The following is a 16,058-nucleotide window of genomic DNA, read 5'->3' as shown; positions in this document are numbered from 1 at the left end:
AGAAAGTCAACGGGATTCGCGTCACAAATGCGACCGCGCGGCATCGTCGCCGGGTCAGTCGCAATCGATTCCATGGTTTGCCGCCCACTCGGTCAGCACCGCACGCATGTTGGCCGGCGGATCGATCAGCCAGCCACTCATCGCCAGGCGAATCGCACCGAGATCGACTTTGCTGACCAGTTCCTTGATCGGGCCGACCGCCGCCGGGGTAATCGACAGCCGCGTGATGCCCAGCCCGAGCAACGCCAGCGCCTCCAGCCGACGCCCACCCATTTCGCCACAGACCGTGATATCGGTGCCAAACGGCGCCACGGTTGTCACCACACGGTTGAGAAACCGCAGGATTGCGGGCGACACCCAGTCATACCGTTCGGCCAGCTTGGGATGGCCGCGATCAGCGGCAAACAGGAACTGGGTCAGATCGTTGGTGCCGATCGACAGGAACGACAGGCGCGGCGCCAGCACATCGAGCCATTCGGCAATCGCGGGCACTTCGACCATCGCGCCATAACGAACCGCCTCGGGCAGGGTCTTTTTCTGCCGCTTGAGAAACGCCAACTGGCTTTCGAACACCGCCTTGGCGGCGTCGAATTCCCACGGTTCGGTGACCATCGGGAACATCACGTTGAGCGTGCGACCCGCCGCCGCCTCGATCAACGCGCGCGCCTGGACTTTCAGCAGGCCATCGCGTTCGAGCGCAACGCGCAGCGCGCGCCAGCCCATCGCCGGATTTTCCTCCAGCGTGGCGTTGTCCTGGCGCAGATAGGGCAGCACTTTGTCACCGCCGATATCGACCGTGCGAAACACCACCGGACGATCGCCCGCCACATCGAGCACATCGCGATAGAGCCGCGTCTGACGTTCGCGCGCGGGCAGCGTGGCGGACACCAGAAACTGGAATTCGGTGCGAAACAGCCCGATCCCGTCGGCCCCGGTCAGATTGAGCAGCGGCATGTCGTCGCGCAGCCCGGCGTTGATCATCACCGTCACGCGCGTGCCGTCGAGCGACACCGGCTCGACATCGCGCAGCGCGGCATAATGCGCCTGGCGCTCGCGGCTTTTGGCAAAGCGCGCCTCGAACGCCTCGGTCATGCTGGGCGTCGGGCGGACATCGACCACGCCGCGGTCGCCATCGATCAGCAACTGGTCGCCATCGCGCAATTTGCCGCGCAGGCCACGCAGCCGCCCGATCACCGGAATGCCCATCGCCCGCGCCACGATCACCACATGCGCGGTCAGCGATCCTTCTTCGAGAATCACGCCTTTCAGGCGCCGCCGGTCGTATTCGAGCAATTCGGCCGGGCCCAGGTTGCGCGCAACCAGGATCGCATCGCCCTTCAACCCCGCGCTCGCCGCCGTGCCCAACTGGCCCGAGACGATGCGCAACAGCCGGTTGGACAGATCCTCCAGATCGTGCATGCGATCGGCCAGCAGCGGATCGTCGATCTGGCGCATGCGCATGCGGGTGCGTTGCTGCACCCGCTCGATCGCCGCCTCTGCGGTCAGGCCCGAATCGATCGCTTCGTTGATGCGCCGGCCCCAACCTTCGTCGTAGGCGAACATCTTGTAGGTCTGGAGCACTTCCTCATGCTCTCCACCCACGCCGAATTCGGCCTGGCTGGCCATGCGGTCGATCTGTTCGCGCATCTTGTCAAAGGCCAGATAGACGCGCTGGCGTTCCGCCTCGATATCATCGGCGACGACTTGTTCGATCGTCACGCGCGGCTGGTGGAACACCGCCGTGCCCGATGCGATGCCCTTGACCAGCGCCATGCCCTGCAGGCGCTCCGGCCCGGTCAACAGCGCGCCCGATCCAAGGAAATCATCTTCGTCGATCAACCCGGCGTTGGCGATCAGTTCCGACAGCACCATCGCCACGGTCTGCAACGCCTCGATCTCGACTTCTTCATAGCGGCGCGGTTCAACATGCTGCACCGCGACCACGCCGACCGCGCGTTCGCGGCGCACGATCGGCACCCCGGCGAACGAATGAAACCGCTCTTCACCGGTTTCCGGGCGAAAGGCAAAGTCGGGATGGGCCGTCGCCTCGGCCAGGTTGAGCGTTTCGATGTTCGATGCGATCGTGCCGACCAACCCCTCACCCACCGCCATGCGGGTCACGTGCACGGCCTGCTGGTTCAGCCCGCGCGTGGCGAACAGTTCCAGCATGCCTTCGCGCAGCAGGTAGATCGAACAGACTTCGCTGTTGAGATTTTCGCCGATGACATCGACGACCTGGTTCAGTTTGGCCTGCGCACCAGTGCGCGCGGCCATGATCTCGTGCAACGAGTTGAGGATTGCCCTGGCGGCGGCGGTGGCGGTCTGCAAAGCCATGACCTTGGCCTAGAGCATCGCGCGAAAAAGTGGAAACCGGTTTTTGCGGCCGGTGTCGTTGCAGGCCGCTACCCGGCCCAGCAAAAAGGCGGCAGGACATTGTCCTGCCGCCCTGACGGCGCGATTTCGCACCAAACCGGATCGGAATCTTGCCTAGTGGGGCTGCGTCAGCTCTTCCTTGATCTTCAGCTTGCGTCGCTTCAATTCCATGAGCAGGACTTCATTGGGCATCGGGCGCGATCGCTCTTCCGCGATGCGGCGTTCAAGTCCGGCGTGTTTGCTTTGCAAAGCATTGAAGTGCGTGGATTCCATCCAAAGCCTCCTTCATGGAGTTGCTGCCTGTCGTCCCGGCGGCATGGCCGACCGGGCGTTGACCGCGCCCGCTGTCGCGACTCGGGTTGGATATGCCAACCGGGCAGAGGGCGCGTTGTCATGCTCCCACATTCGCCGTATCTTGCAAGCGGTGTCGCGTCGGTACGCAATGTTTGTGGGTCGGGTCGAAAGGCTTTGGCAAGCATGCGAGGTGCGTTACGAGGGTCCGTATATCCAAGGGTCCTTACAAGGGTTCCATTGCCGGTCGGCCCCGGGGCAATGGATGACACAGCACACGTTCGCCGGGACTGATCGACAAGACCGACCGATAAGGAGTTGTTCCGGGGTGACCGAAGACGAAATGCGCAAGCGGTTGACCGCGCTGCGACTGGAACATCGTGATCTGGATGCCGCAATCGACGCGCTGAGCACGGCGGGGTCCGGCGACCAGTTGCAGATCGCCCGGCTGAAAAAGCGGAAATTGCGGCTCAAGGATCAGATCAGCATGATCGAAGACCACCTGATCCCCGATATCATCGCGTAACCGCTGGATTTTTTTGCCTGCCCGGCCTGCGACGGGCAAATTGCACCGTGCCAATCCGATACACCGGGCCAGGCGCCGGTTGAGCATTGCCGGGGTGGCCCGCTATGCCATCGGGATGACCGGGGTAGCCTCCATCAATTCCCATATCGTCGAAGCGCTCTATGTCGAGGCGCTGGTGTTGTCAGATGCCGCGCGGGGCGGCTTCGATGCCTTGCGCGACACGCCGCCGAGCCGAGTCCACGCGGTCCATGCCGTGGCGAGCGAGGCGATGCCCGATCGCCCGGTCTGTCCCGAAGATGTCGAGGTGACCTGCGAGGCCTTGCGTACGGCGACCCGCGTGATGCATTGCCTGGCCTGGCTGCTGAACCACCGCGCGTGGTTCGCAGGCGACATCAGCGCGGCGCAATTGCGCCGCCATGGCCGCCTGATCAGCCATTTCCCGGCCAGCGACCCGGTCGTGGTCAGCCGGTTGCCCGACGATCTGGCCGACCTCGTGCAACAGAGCGAGCGGCTCTATGCGCGTATCCAGCGGCTCGAGACGGCCTGGCGCAGCGATCGCCCCGCCCTGCCCGGCGCGCTAGACCGGCTGCGAGACAGGCTGGCGCACGGCTGAATAGCGCCACATCCACGTTGCGCCACGCCGAGAGATGCCCCATCTTGGTCGTATGACCGAGGTGATCCCCATCGAGAACCCGCACGATCCGGCCACCTGGCCGACCGGGCGAGCGTTGCAGCTCGAACCACTGGTGCGGCGCGTGCTGGCGCCCAATGCCTCTCCCTATACGTTTACCGGCACGCAGACGTATCTGGTCGGCGCGGGCGACGACGTGGCAGTGATCGATCCGGGCCCGGCCGATACCGGCGCCGCCGGTCATGCCGACACGCGCGGCGAAGGCCATGTCGAGGCAATCCTGGCCGCCATCGGCACGGCACGCGTGGCGGCGATCGTGTGCACGCACACCCACCGCGATCACAGCCCGGCGTCGCGCGCGCTGCAGGCGGCAACCGGTGCACCGATCATCGGCTGCGCGCCGCTGACGCTCGACGATGACGGGCCGCGTGCCGATGCCGCGTTCGACCCCGATTACCGGCCCGACCGCGTCCTGGCCGACGGCGAACGGTTGCACGGCCAGGGCTGGACCATCGAGGCAGTGGCCACCCCCGGCCACACCAGCAACCACTTGTGCTATGCCCTGATCGAAAGCGGCGCCTTGTTCACCGGCGATCATGTGATGGGCTGGTCGACCAGCGTGGTGTCGCCCCCCGATGGCGACATGGCGGCCTATATGGCCAGCCTTGCCGTGCTGCACGACCGCGAGGACCGCGTCTATTATCCCGCGCACGGGCCCCAGATCGACAACCCGCGCCAGTTTGTGCGCGTCATGATCGGCCACCGCCGCCAGCGCGAACGCCAGATCGCCACGCACCTCGAATCCGGGCCGCGCACCATCCCCGATCTTGTCGCCGCGATGTACAAGGGTCTCGATCCGCGTCTGCACGGGGCCGCCGGGCGATCGGTGCTGGCGCACCTGATCGACCTGCAGCGGCAGGGCCGGGCTGTCCCCGATGGCGAACGCTGGCTTGCCCTCGACCGGCCCCCGGCCTAAATCGCCGCAAACTCTTTCACAGGACCCCTTCCATGACGGCCCAGACTGCCTCGCTCGCCGGCCTTGATCTCCGCACCGAAATCAACCGGCTGCGCAAGGAGCGCAACGCGGTCATCCTGGCGCATTATTATCAGCGCCCGGAAATCCAGGACCTGGCCGACTATATCGGCGATTCGCTCGAACTGTCGCGCAAGGCGGCTGCTACCGACGCCGAAGTGATCGCGTTTTGCGGCGTGCGGTTCATGGCCGAGACCGCCAAAATCCTCAGCCCCGACAAAACTGTCATCCTGCCCGACATGGACGCGGGCTGCAGCCTGGAGGATTCGTGCCCGCCCGACAAATTCAGGGCGTTCCGTGAGGCGCATCCCGATCACATCGCGCTGACCTACATCAACTGTTCGACCGAAGTGAAGGCGCTGTCCGACGTCATCGTCACCAGTTCCAGCGCCGAAACGATCCTCGCCAAGATCCCGCCCGAACAGAAGATCATCTTTGGCCCCGACCGGCACCTGGGCGGCTATCTCAACCGCAAGTTCGGGCGGGACATGCTGTTGTGGCCGGGCGTGTGCATCGTGCACGAGGCGTTCAGCGAAACCGAGCTGTTGAAACTGAAGGCGCAATATCCCGCCGCACCGGTCGCAGCGCACCCCGAATGCCCGCCGCATATCCTCGATCATGCCGATTATGTCGGGTCGACCACCGGCATTCTCAACTATGCCAAGGCGACCCCGGCGCAGACGCTGATCGTCGCCACCGAACCGCACATCATCCACCAGATGCAACTGGCGATGCCCGACAAGCTGTTCATCGGCGCGCCCGGCGCCGACGGCAACTGCAACTGCAACATCTGCCCCTACATGGCACTCAACACGCTGGAAAAGCTGTATATCGCGCTGCGCGATCTGACGCCTGCGGTGCACATCGAGGAAAACCTGCGACTGGCGGCAAAGAAAAGCCTCGATGCGATGCTCGACATGGCGGCGGGCACCGTCGGCCAGGGCGATCTGGGCCTGCGCCCGGTGACCGCCTGACAAAGCTGCGGTTTGCAGCGCCAAGGATTTTTGTGCCGAGCGGGTAGTTGCCATGGCCGGAGTGACTGCCTAGCTTGGGTTGCAAATGGAAACGGTTATCGCCCCGCGCGATACCATTTCCTCTCCACCCAGCAAAAGGCACGCCCATGGTCGAAAATCTGCTTAAACCGATTTCTCTTGGGGCCATCGAGGCACCCAACCGCATTGTGATGGCCCCGCTGACGCGTGGCCGCGCCACCCCCGGCAGCGTGCCGACGCCATCGATGATCACGTATTACCGCCAGCGCGCGAGCGCCGGGCTGATCATCAGCGAAGCGACCGGGATCAGCCGCGAAGGCCTTGGCTGGCCTAGTGCGCCCGGCCTGTGGACCGATGAACAGACCGAAGCGTGGAAACCGGTGACCGAGGCGGTGCATGCCGCAGGCGGGCGTATCGTCGCCCAGCTTTGGCATATGGGCCGGATCGTGCACCCCTATTTCCTGGGCGGCGAACCGCCGGTTTCGGCCTCTGCGACGCGCGCACCGGGCCATGCCCACACCCCCGAAGGGACCAAGGACTATGCCACGGCACGGCCCTTGCGGCTCGACGAGATCCCTCGTCTGCTCGACGATTACGCCCTCGCCGCGCAAAACGCCAAGAAGGCCGGGTTCGACGGGGTGCAGTTGCACGCCGCCAACGGCTATCTGATCGACCAGTTCCTGCGCAACGGCACCAACTTGCGCGATGACAGCTATGGCGGTTCAGTCGAAAACCGTGCGCGTCTGCTGGGCGAAGTGACCGAACGGCTGATCTCGGTCTGGGGCGCCGGTCGGGTGTCAGTGCGCCTGTCGCCCAACGGCGATTCGCAAGGCACCGACGACAGCGATCCCGCCGCGATCTTCGGCGAAGCGGCACGCGTGTTGCAGGCGTTGAACATCGGCTTTCTCGAACTGCGCCAGCCGGGCCCCGATGGCACGTTCGGCAAAACCGACGTGCCGCAGCAGGACGCACTGATCCGGTCGATCTACAAGGGCCCGCTGGTGCTCAACAGCGACTATACTGCCGAACAGGCCGAGGCGGATCTGGCATCGGGTCGCGCCGATGCCATCAGCTTTGGCCGTCCGTTCATTTCCAACCCGGATCTGGTCGAACGCATTCGCGTCGGCGCGCCGTTTGCGCCCAACGTGGGCGTGCCGCAGACGTGGTATTTCCCCGGCGATGCCGGCTATATCGACTATCCGACGCTGGCCGAGGTCGCTACGGACGCCTGACCGGGGCTGCCGCCGCCCGGATTGGGCGGCGGTACCTCTCTTTCGGGTGAGTGACGCATGACATCGACACCGCGTTCCTGGCTGTTCATTCCCGGCGACAGCGATCGCAAGCTGGCCAAGGCGCAAGCCACCGGTGCCGATGCGCTGATCATCGATCTGGAAGATGCGGTATCCGACGAGCGCAAACCGATTGGCCGCGCAACCACGGCCGCATGGCTGGGCGATGCCGCCAACCGGGGCGGCGACAGCCAGGTCTGGGTGCGCATCAACGCGCTCGACACCCGGCTTTGGCGCGACGATCTGGCCGCGATCATCGGCGGCGCGCCCACCGGGATCATGGTGCCCAAGGCCGCCGGGCCCGATCAGATCGCGCAGATCAGTGCCGAACTCGACACACTGGAACACACCCACGGCTTGACGCCGGGGCAGACCCGCATCCTGCCGCTGGTAAGCGAAACCGCGCGCGCGGCGGTCACCATTCCCGCCTATGTCGAGGCCACGTTGCCCCGCCTGGCCGGGCTGACCTGGGGCGCGGAAGACCTGGGCGCGGCACTGGGCGTGACGCGCAAGCGCGATCCGCGCGGGCACTGGACCGACACATTCCGCTGGGTGCGCACGCAGACCCTGCTGGTCGCGCACGCGCTCGAAATCTGGGCGATCGACACGCTGCACGCCGATTTCCGCGATGAGGCAGGGCTGGCGGTCGTCGCCGCACACGCGGCGGCGGATGGTTTTGCGGGCATGCTGGCGATCCATCCCGCGCAAGTGCCGATCATCAATCGCGCTTTTGCCCCCGATGCAGCCGCACTGGCCGAAGCGCGCGCGATTGTCGCGGCGTTTGCCGCCAACCCCGGTGTCGGCGCCTTGCAGATTGATGGCAGGATGATCGACCAGCCGCATCTACGGCAGGCGCGCGCGCTGCTCGGCCTCGATTAGTTGGTCGGCGCAGGTGCAGGCGGCGGCGCCGCGCTATCGGCGGCAGCGGCTTCGCTTGGCGCATCACTGGCCGTGTCGGTGGCGGCGGTCGGGTTGCGCGGCACCGGTTGCAGCAAGGGCCGTGCGCGCGACTGGTCCAGATCGAGCATGCTGTCGCTGATCGTTCCGGGCAGCACATCGGCCCCGGCGGCCTTGCCCGGTGCCGGCTGCGCCGGTTTGTCACACCCGGCGAGCATCAGCGCGCAAGTCAAGGCAGGCAGGACACACACGGATCGGATGGACATGGGTACGGTTCCGCCTGTCAGGGACACGGTTGATCGAGGTTTGCCAGAAAGCCGTCGAGACGCGCCAGCAACGCTCTATCCCACGCCTCGCCCGTAACCTCCAGCCCCAGGTCAGCCAGGCTGGTGACACCATGGTCGGCAATGCCGCAGGGCACGATTCCGCCGAAATGCGACAGGTCGGGCGACAGATTGACGGCAAACCCGTGCATCGTCACCCAGCGGCGGATGCGGATGCCGATTGCGCCGATCTTGGCCTCCTGACCGTCGCGGCCGCGCGTCCAGATGCCGATCCGTCCCGGCGCGCGCCAGGCTTCGACGCCGAAATCGCCCAGCGTGTCGATCACCCAGCCTTCGACCGCGTGGACAAACCCGCGCACGTCGCGCGCGCGGGTGCGCAAATCGAGCATCAGATAGCCGATGCGTTGCCCCGGGCCATGATACGTATAGCGCCCGCCGCGCCCGGCCTCGACCACGTCAAACCGCGGATCGAGCAATTCGGACCGCACCGCGCTGGTTCCGGCGGTATAGACCGGCGGATGTTCGAGCAGCCAAATCAATTCGCACGCACGGTGCTCGGCGATCGCGGCATTGCGTTCGGTCATCGCATCGAGCGCCGTGCGGTAGTCGACGCGCGCGGATTCGCGTCGAATCTCGATCGCGTCGTGGGTCGGGTCGGCGTCCATGTGGCGTCTCTTGGCGTTGCTCTGCGGGCCATGCAAGCGGGATATCGCGAAAACCGGTTCCCTCCGGTCGTCCCGATGCTCTAGAGACAGGCTTGAACAGCGAGGTTTTGAATAGTGGTGACTCTGGACAGCAGCAGCGCATGGCAAAGCGCAAGACGCATGGTTTCGGCCAATCGCGACATGCTGACCGCGATTGGCGGGGTGTTTTTTCTGCTGCCCGGGCTGATCGGGGCCGTCGTCGTGCCGACCCCTGCGCTGACCGGCACGATGAACCAGGCCGCGATGACCGATGCCATCATGGAATTCTACACCAAGGCCGGGCCCATCCTGGTGGTGCTGTCGTTGCCGATGCTGGTCGGGTATCTGACTTTGCTGGTGATGCTGCTTGATCGCGACCGGCCGACCGTGGGCAAGGCAATCGGTGTGGGCATCCGGCTGTTGCCAAGCTATCTCGCCGCGCAGATCCTGACATCGCTGGCGCTGTCGGTCATGTGGGTGGTCGTGGTCAGCGCGCTGTCGGCGATCCTGCCCACACTGGTCGCCGCGTTCGTTTCCTTGGTGGTGATGATCTATCCGCTGGTGCGCGTCGTGCTGGTCGGGCCCGAAATGGTCACGCAGCGGTTGCGCAACCCGATCCGCGCGATCATCGGCGGGCTGGCGCGCACGCGCGGCCACACCTTGCGGATCATGCTCTATGTCGGCCCGGCGATCACCCTGTTCCTGGTCGTCTACGTGCTGGCGATGATCGTGGCGGGCGTGCTGGCAACGGCTGTACCGCAAGCCGAGGTGCAACGCATGATCGGCGAGGCGATTGGCGCGGTGCTGTTTGCGGTGGGCTATACCTATTACACGGCGATCATCGCCTCGACTTATGACCAGCTCGGCCCCGTGCACGGGGCCGGGTCATCGGTCAGTCCTTCCAGCCCCAGCTGATCACGCAAGGCGGCACGTTGATCGGTTCGAACCCTTTGTCGATGCGCGGAAAATAGGGCCGCATCAGCGCGCGGGCACGCGCAGTGTACTGATAGACCAGAAACGCCCCGCCGGAACGCAGCACGCGCTGGGTGGCAGCCATGATCGCGGGCCCGACACCGGGCGGCAAAGTCGTGAACGGCAGGCCCGACAGCACGTAATCGGCGTGATCGAACCCGTGGGCTGCCACGATCGCTTCGACATCGCTGGCCGATCCGTGCACCGCACTGAACCGCGAATCGCCGATCGTCGCCTTCAGGTAGGCGATGAAATCGAGATTGGTGTCGATCACGATCAGCGTGCCGTCGCGCCGCAGGCGATCAAGCACCGGCTTGGTAAAGGTGCCGACACCCGGCCCGTATTCAACAAACAGTCGGCACCGGTCCCAGTCGACCGGCGCCAGAACCCGCGTGATGGTGCGCCGTGATGACGGCACGATGGCCCCGACCATCACCGGATTCTTGACGAAACCCTTGAGGAAAAAGCCCATTGGGCCAAGCAGCGCACGCACTTTGCGACGGATGCGAGCAGGCAGTGGTTCGGTGGCAAAACCGGTTGGTGCCATCATCGAAATGTCTCTTTCGGCAACAGATTAAGTCTGGGCACCATCCGCTCGCAAAATATGCCCCCCATTGCAAGCCTCGTGCAGGCATCCTACCGGACTTTCCCGATGGGTTGCAAAACGCAACATGGTCCTGTTTGCCCGCGCAACAGGCCAAGAACGGGAGGGGATGTGGCAACCGAAGCCGCCTTGACGCACGCCGATGACGACAACACCGACGCTTTGCCGCCGGGGCGCATGGCACTGCTGTTTGCGGTCATGCTGATCGTTGCGGCGGGCAACACCGCGATGCAATCGGTGATGCCCTCGATCGGCACGCATCTGGGCATTCCCGATGTCTGGGTCAGCCTGGCCTATTCCTGGTCGGCGCTGTTGTGGATGCTGCTGGCGCCGTTCTGGGCGCGCCGGTCCGACCGGCTGGGTTGCAAGGCGATGATGTCGCTGGGGCTGGCCGCCTTTGCCCTTTCGTTTGCGCTGTGTGGCGGTGCCCTGCTGGCGGGCCTGAAGGGCGCGGTCAGCGGGATGGCCGCGATCGGGCTGTTTGCCGCCGCGCGCTCGCTCTATGGCACGTTCGGGTCGGCCGCGCCGCCTGCGGTCCAGGCCTATGTCGCCAGCCGCACCAGCCGCGCCGAACGCACCAAGGCGCTGTCGATGATCGCGTCGAGCTTTGGCCTGGGCACGGCGCTGGGTCCCGCACTGGCGCCCTTGCTGATCGTGCCGGGGGTCGGGCTGATCGGTCCGTTCATCGCCTTCACGCTGGGCGCGCTGGGGGTGCTGATGATGCTGCGCCTGCGCCTGCCCGATGATTCGCCCGATATCGATCATCTGCGCGAACATGCCCCCGCGCATCGGGCATCACCGCGCTATGACGAAAATGCCGATGGCTGGCCGCACGACCCCGATATGGCCGATCGGGACAACACCGCCGCGCCGCTGCACTTGCGCTGGGGCGACCGGCGCATTCGCCGCTGGCTGATTGCCGGCATGCTGGGCGGGCAGGCGCAATCGATCATGCTGGGGGTCATCGGCTTTCTGCTGCTCGACCGGTTGGGGTTGCGCCATCAGCCCGATGCCGCGGCAGGGCCGATCGGGCTGGTGCTGATGTGCGGCGCGATCGCCATGCTGCTGGCGCAATGGGGCCTGATCCCGATGCTGGCGCTGGGCCCGCGCACGTCAACCATGCTGGGCATGGCACTGATCGCGGTGGGGGCCCTGCCGGTGGCGCTGGGCACCAATCTCCATGCCATTGCCACCGGCTTTGCGATCTGTTCGCTGGGCTTTGGCCTGTTCCGGCCGGGGTTTACCGCGGGTACCAGCCTGGCCGTGGGGCCAGGCGAACAGGGCCAGGCCGCGGGCATTGTCGCGGCGGTCAACGGATCTGCCTATATCGTGTCACCCGCCATCGGCGTGTGGCTCTATAACCATTCGCACTGGATGGTGTGGGTGCTGATCGAGCTGTTGGTGCTGGGCGTGCTGGCGCTGTTCATAGAGGGGCGTGCGCCAGCCCGAGACGATTGACCACGCGCAAGGCCGCCGCATCGCCGCGCTGCACCGCGACGAACAGCAGTGCGTTGAGCGCCAGCGACTGATAGACGAAATACCACAGCGGGCTGCCGATCAGCATCGCGATGCCCAGCGTGATCGCGCGCGGATTGGGGCCGAGCACCTTGAGCAGGACCAGCAAGGGACGCTGTTCACGCTGCACCTCACCGCGAATCCGCGCCAGCGCGGTGCCGTCACCGGCGCGATCGGCGGCAATCGCGGCGGTTACCGCGCGATCGATGATCAGCGCATTGGGGCTCATCCCCGAGGCAAGCCGCAGATAGCCGAGCACAAACCCGCGCAAGATCCACGAAACCCCGCGCTTGTCGCGAAACAACGCGGCATCGGCCTGCGTGGCGTTGTTGAGCCACGGCACACCATAGGTCCAGTACTGGTAGAACCGCCGTTGCACTTCGACGAAATTGGCCTGGGCCACGTGGCTGGCCCCCGCCGCCAGCGCCCAGAACCATGCCCAGCCCCACCCGATCGACGGCGCCAGAATGATCACCAGAATGATATAGAGCACGACGTGACCGGCATAATCGCAGATACCGTCGATCAGTTCGCCCAGCGGACTGGTCCGGCCGGTCAGCCGCGCCAGATCGCCATCGGCGCCATCGACGACGTGCCAGGTCATGTGCAGCGTCAAGCCAAGCAGCGGACTCCAGGGCCACAGCAGCCCCCAACCCGGCCCGCGCCAATAGACGATGCCGGCCGCGACCACGAACAGCGCCCCTGCCACCGAGACCATATTGGGCGTTACCGGGGTCCGCGACAGCGCCCTGGCCAGGCGCCAAGCCAATGGATGATAGAGATAATAATTGAGCGAATCCTGCAATTCGCGCGGGCGGCGCGGCCGTTCGCGGGGGGCATTCGCCATGGCGGTAATCTTCATCCTGCGTCTAAAAGCGCCGTGCCGGCCGGATTCGTCGGCCATAGTCTGCCTTTGCGGCGAGCGCCACTGTGCTGTAAAATCGCCATGGTTTCCTTGGCTTGCTTGACAATCGGGGGATTCCGCTTGCATTCCGGGCCGATTTCGCAAACTAAGGCACTTTGGTGACAGCCATCCAGTAGCGGTGCCTGTCGAAGAGGACGTGCTTACATGAAGCCAATCAAGGTCGCGGTGATCGGCGTGGGCAACTGCGCCAGCTCACTTGTCCAGGGGGTTTATTTTTACCGTCAGAACAATTCTGCAGGAGGTCTGATCCACGACCGGATCGGCGGATATGGTGCAGGTGACGTGGAATTCGTGCTCGGCGTCGACGTCGATGCACGCAAGGTGGGCAAGGATATCGGCGAGGCAATCTTTGCCGGGCCGAACTGCACCGCCGTGTTCCACGCCGATGTTCCGCAAACCGGTGCCAAAGTGATCATGGGTCGCATCCTTGACGGGGTGGCCGACCATATGACCGGCATGGGCGAACGCGGTTTCATCGTCGCCGATGCACCCGAAGTCACGCATGACGGGATGGTTGCTGCGCTCAAGGCCAGCGGCACCGAAGTGCTGCTCAACTTCCTGCCGGTCGGATCGCAGACGGCGACCGAATTCTATATGGAAGCGGCGCTCGAAGCGGGCGTGGCTGTGGTCAACTGCATGCCGGTGTTCATCGCCAGCACCCCCGAATGGGAAGCCCGGTTCCGCGCCAAGCGCCTGCCGATCGTCGGCGACGACATCAAGGCCCAAGTCGGTGCGACGATCGTTCACCGCGTGTTGTCGAGCCTGTTCGGCGCGCGCGGCGTGACGGTTGAAAAGACCTATCAGCTCAACACCGGCGGCAACACCGATTTCATGAACATGCTCGACCGTCAGCGGCTGGGCAGCAAGAAGGAATCGAAGACCGAGGCAGTGCAGGCCATGCTGGTCCAGCGTCTGGCGGATGAAAACATCCACGTCGGCCCATCGGACTATGTGCCATGGCAAAAGGACAACAAGCTGTGCTTCCTGCGCCTCGAAGGCACGCAGTGGGGCAATGTGCCGATGAACCTTGAGCTGCGCCTGTCGGTCGAAGACAGCCCGAATTCGGCCGCCTGCGTGATGGATGCAATCCGTTGCTGCAAGGTTGCGCTGGAACGCGGTGAAGGTGGGGCGCTGGTCGGTCCGTCGGCCTATTTCTGCAAGCACCCGCCCCAGCAGTTCAGCGACGATGTCGCTGCGCAACTGGTCGAAGAATACATCACCGAACCGGCCCTCGCGGCCGAGTAATCCGGTTTGCACCAGATCGTCAAAGGCGGCGTCGGCACCATGCTGACGCCGCCTTTTTCGGTCGTGCCATGTTTACGGGGAGAAGCGCATTGGACGCTTTGATTATCGCCGCCGGTTACGGCAGCCGCCTTGCCGCGCTGTCGCCTTCCAAGCCGCTCACCCCGGTGTGCGGCATTCCGATCATCGAACTGTCGATTCGCCAGGCCGTGCTGGCCGGGATCACCCGCGTGGTGGTGGTTACCGGGCACGAGGCAAACCGGCTGGAGATGTTCCTGGCCGACCTGTCGCTGCGGCTGGGCATCGCGATCGTGCCAGTGCGGCTGTCGGACTGGTCGACGCCCAATGGCCATTCGGTGATCGCCGGGGCGACCCGGTGCGAAGGCAATTATCTGCTGATGATGGCAGACCATCTGTTCGATGTCGAAATCCTATCGCGGCTGATCACCGAGGCACCCGCCGATTGCGGGCTGACCCTGGCGATCGATCGCCGCATCGACAGCCCGTTGATCGACCCCGAAGATGCCACCTGGGTCGAAACCGACACGCGCGGGATGATCCGCGCGATCGGCAAGACCATCACGCCCTATGATGCGGTCGATTGCGGGGCATTTCTGGCAACGCCTGAACTGGCGCCGGCAATTCGCGCGGCGATCGCCTCGGGCAAGGCCGGCTCGCTGTCCGAAGGGGTGCAAGTGCTGGCCGCCTACAACCGCGCCGCCACGCTCGACATCGAGGACGCCTGGTGGATCGATATCGACGATCCGCATTACCACGCGCTCGCCGAAGAAACCGCCATGTGGCATTTCGCCCAGGCTCTGGCGGAAACCGGCCCAGCCGAGATTGACCGCTAATAGCGCGTTTCGGGCACCGGGGTCAGCGCGCGGCCGGTGGTGAACCACGCGGTCAGGTTGTCGGCCATCATTCGGCCCATGGCCTGACGCGTGACGAGCGATGCCGATCCGATATGCGGCAACACCACCGCGTTGTCGCAGGCCAGCAAGGCCTGCGGCACATGCGGTTCGTGTTCGAACACGTCGAGCCCGGCGGCCAGAATGGTGCGCGCCTGCAACGCCTCGATCAGCGCGGCTTCGTCGACCACGCTGCCGCGCGCCACGTTGATCAGCACCCCATCGGGGCCAAGCGCGGCCAGCACGCGTGCATCGATCAGGTGGCGCGTGGCCGCGCCACCGGGCACGATCACGATCAGCACATCGCAGGCCGCAGCGAGCGCTTCGACCGAAGGATAGCGCGGCCAGGCGACATCGGGCTGTTCACTGCGGCCATACCAGGCAATGTCGACCGCAAACCCGGCCAGCCGCCGCGCCACCGCTTTGCCAATGCCGCCAAGACCAACGATGCCGACCCGGCGCCCGCGCAACGAGGGTGACAGGGCAAAGCCGCCGCCGGGCCACAGACCGTCGCGCACATACCGTTCCGCCGCAGGAATCCGGCGCACGGTGGCCAACAACAGCCCCACAGTCAGATCGGCCACTTCCTCGTCGAGCACGCCTGCGGTGTTGGTCACAACCAGATGGCGGGCAACCGCCGCCGCCATATCGATGTTGTCATAGCCGACACCGAAATTGGCAACGATTTCCAGCCCCGGGATCTGCGCAAACAGCGCCTCGCCCACCGGTCCTGCCAGAGTGCTGGCGGCCATGCCGCGCACGCGCGCCAGATCGGCGGGTGCCACGCCCTGCCACAGCTTGTGTACGGTGAACCGCGCCTCCAGCACATCCATGGTGAATGCCGGCAAGGGTGCGGCGACCAGGATGTCGGGGCGGGCAGGATCGCTCAC

The 16,058-nt window shown here is 65.2% G+C and carries 17 protein-coding genes; 10 read left to right on the top strand and 7 right to left on the bottom strand.

Annotated features, from left to right (window positions below):
• Positions 1–54: 54 nt before the first annotated feature.
• Complete coding sequence (ptsP, locus tag AQZ49_RS13240) at positions 55–2,334, bottom strand: phosphoenolpyruvate--protein phosphotransferase (RefSeq protein ID WP_067616391.1); 2,280 nt, start codon at positions 2,332–2,334, stop codon at positions 55–57.
• A 153-nt stretch (positions 2,335–2,487) separates the two neighbouring features.
• Positions 2,488–2,646 carry a YdcH family protein gene (locus AQZ49_RS21870; protein WP_082701767.1) on the bottom strand — a complete coding sequence of 53 codons (159 nt, stop codon included), beginning with the start codon at positions 2,644–2,646 and terminating at the stop codon, positions 2,488–2,490.
• A 346-nt stretch (positions 2,647–2,992) separates the two neighbouring features.
• On the opposite strand from AQZ49_RS21870, the gene AQZ49_RS13235 reads away from it, so the two are divergent.
• The 6 genes from AQZ49_RS13235 to AQZ49_RS13210 all read left to right on the top strand — a co-directional run bounded on the left by AQZ49_RS13235 (position 2,993) and on the right by AQZ49_RS13210 (position 8,014).
• Positions 2,993–3,190 (top strand): YdcH family protein, encoded by a 198-nt coding sequence (locus tag AQZ49_RS13235; protein WP_067616389.1) that lies wholly within the window; start codon positions 2,993–2,995, stop codon positions 3,188–3,190.
• Between the two features lie 79 nt (positions 3,191–3,269).
• Entirely contained in the window at positions 3,270–3,803 is a 534-nt protein-coding gene (locus tag AQZ49_RS13230) for a DUF1465 family protein (RefSeq protein ID WP_231739222.1), read from the top strand.
• A 52-nt stretch (positions 3,804–3,855) separates the two neighbouring features.
• Positions 3,856–4,797 carry an MBL fold metallo-hydrolase gene (locus AQZ49_RS13225; protein WP_067616387.1) on the top strand — a complete coding sequence of 314 codons (942 nt, stop codon included), beginning with the start codon at positions 3,856–3,858 and terminating at the stop codon, positions 4,795–4,797.
• Positions 4,798–4,829: 32 nt separating this feature from the next.
• The gene (gene nadA / locus AQZ49_RS13220) at positions 4,830–5,828 is read left to right on the top strand and encodes a quinolinate synthase NadA (protein WP_067616385.1); all 999 of its coding nucleotides are present in this window, start codon (positions 4,830–4,832) and stop codon (positions 5,826–5,828) included.
• Between the two features lie 146 nt (positions 5,829–5,974).
• Complete coding sequence (locus AQZ49_RS13215; RefSeq protein WP_067616384.1) at positions 5,975–7,078, top strand: alkene reductase; 1,104 nt, start codon at positions 5,975–5,977, stop codon at positions 7,076–7,078.
• Positions 7,079–7,135: 57 nt separating this feature from the next.
• Positions 7,136–8,014, top strand: a complete 879-nt coding sequence (locus AQZ49_RS13210) for an HpcH/HpaI aldolase/citrate lyase family protein (RefSeq protein ID WP_067616381.1) — start codon at positions 7,136–7,138, stop codon at positions 8,012–8,014.
• Here the strand turns inward: AQZ49_RS13210 and AQZ49_RS13205 are convergent.
• Together AQZ49_RS13205 and lipB are read right to left on the bottom strand one after the other, a co-directional pair.
• Positions 8,011–8,298: a hypothetical protein gene (locus AQZ49_RS13205; RefSeq protein WP_156428295.1), complete on the bottom strand. Its 288-nt coding sequence runs from the start codon at positions 8,296–8,298 to the stop codon at positions 8,011–8,013. The genes AQZ49_RS13210 and AQZ49_RS13205 overlap by 4 nt on opposite strands.
• A 17-nt stretch (positions 8,299–8,315) precedes the next feature.
• The gene (gene lipB, locus AQZ49_RS13200; protein ID WP_067616377.1) at positions 8,316–8,981 is read right to left on the bottom strand and encodes a lipoyl(octanoyl) transferase LipB; all 666 of its coding nucleotides are present in this window, start codon (positions 8,979–8,981) and stop codon (positions 8,316–8,318) included.
• Positions 8,982–9,140: 159 nt separating this feature from the next.
• On the opposite strand from lipB, the gene AQZ49_RS13195 reads away from it, so the two are divergent.
• Positions 9,141–9,914 carry a hypothetical protein gene (locus AQZ49_RS13195; protein WP_067616375.1) on the top strand — a complete coding sequence of 258 codons (774 nt, stop codon included), beginning with the start codon at positions 9,141–9,143 and terminating at the stop codon, positions 9,912–9,914.
• Here AQZ49_RS13195 and AQZ49_RS13190 read toward each other — a convergent pair.
• Positions 9,892–10,518, bottom strand: a complete 627-nt coding sequence (locus AQZ49_RS13190; RefSeq protein ID WP_067616656.1) for a class I SAM-dependent methyltransferase — start codon at positions 10,516–10,518, stop codon at positions 9,892–9,894. The genes AQZ49_RS13195 and AQZ49_RS13190 overlap by 23 nt on opposite strands.
• A gap of 234 nt (positions 10,519–10,752) precedes the next feature.
• Between AQZ49_RS13190 and AQZ49_RS13185 the strand changes: the two genes are divergently transcribed.
• Positions 10,753–12,033, top strand: a complete 1,281-nt coding sequence (locus AQZ49_RS13185) for an MFS transporter (RefSeq protein ID WP_067616655.1) — start codon at positions 10,753–10,755, stop codon at positions 12,031–12,033.
• Here AQZ49_RS13185 and AQZ49_RS13180 read toward each other — a convergent pair.
• A complete protein-coding gene (locus AQZ49_RS13180; RefSeq protein WP_067616654.1) occupies positions 11,999–12,937 on the bottom strand; it encodes a CDP-alcohol phosphatidyltransferase family protein in 939 nt (312 codons plus the stop codon). The genes AQZ49_RS13185 and AQZ49_RS13180 overlap by 35 nt on opposite strands.
• Before the next feature lie 222 nt (positions 12,938–13,159).
• On the opposite strand from AQZ49_RS13180, the gene AQZ49_RS13175 reads away from it, so the two are divergent.
• The gene (locus AQZ49_RS13175) at positions 13,160–14,260 is read left to right on the top strand and encodes an inositol-3-phosphate synthase (RefSeq protein ID WP_067616373.1); all 1,101 of its coding nucleotides are present in this window, start codon (positions 13,160–13,162) and stop codon (positions 14,258–14,260) included.
• 89 nt (positions 14,261–14,349) lie between these two features.
• Positions 14,350–15,111, top strand: coding sequence for a phosphocholine cytidylyltransferase family protein (locus AQZ49_RS13170; RefSeq protein ID WP_067616370.1), 762 nt, complete (start codon positions 14,350–14,352; stop codon positions 15,109–15,111).
• Here the strand turns inward: AQZ49_RS13170 and AQZ49_RS13165 are convergent.
• Positions 15,108–16,058: a 2-hydroxyacid dehydrogenase gene (locus tag AQZ49_RS13165; RefSeq protein ID WP_067616368.1), complete on the bottom strand. Its 951-nt coding sequence runs from the start codon at positions 16,056–16,058 to the stop codon at positions 15,108–15,110. The genes AQZ49_RS13170 and AQZ49_RS13165 overlap by 4 nt on opposite strands.

It is taken from the genome of Novosphingobium sp. FSW06-99 (assembly GCF_001519065.1).
GTDB lineage: Bacteria > Pseudomonadota > Alphaproteobacteria > Sphingomonadales > Sphingomonadaceae > Novosphingobium.
The sequence above is the reverse complement of the archived record's forward strand: the minus strand, read 5'-3'. Positions and strand labels throughout refer to the sequence as shown.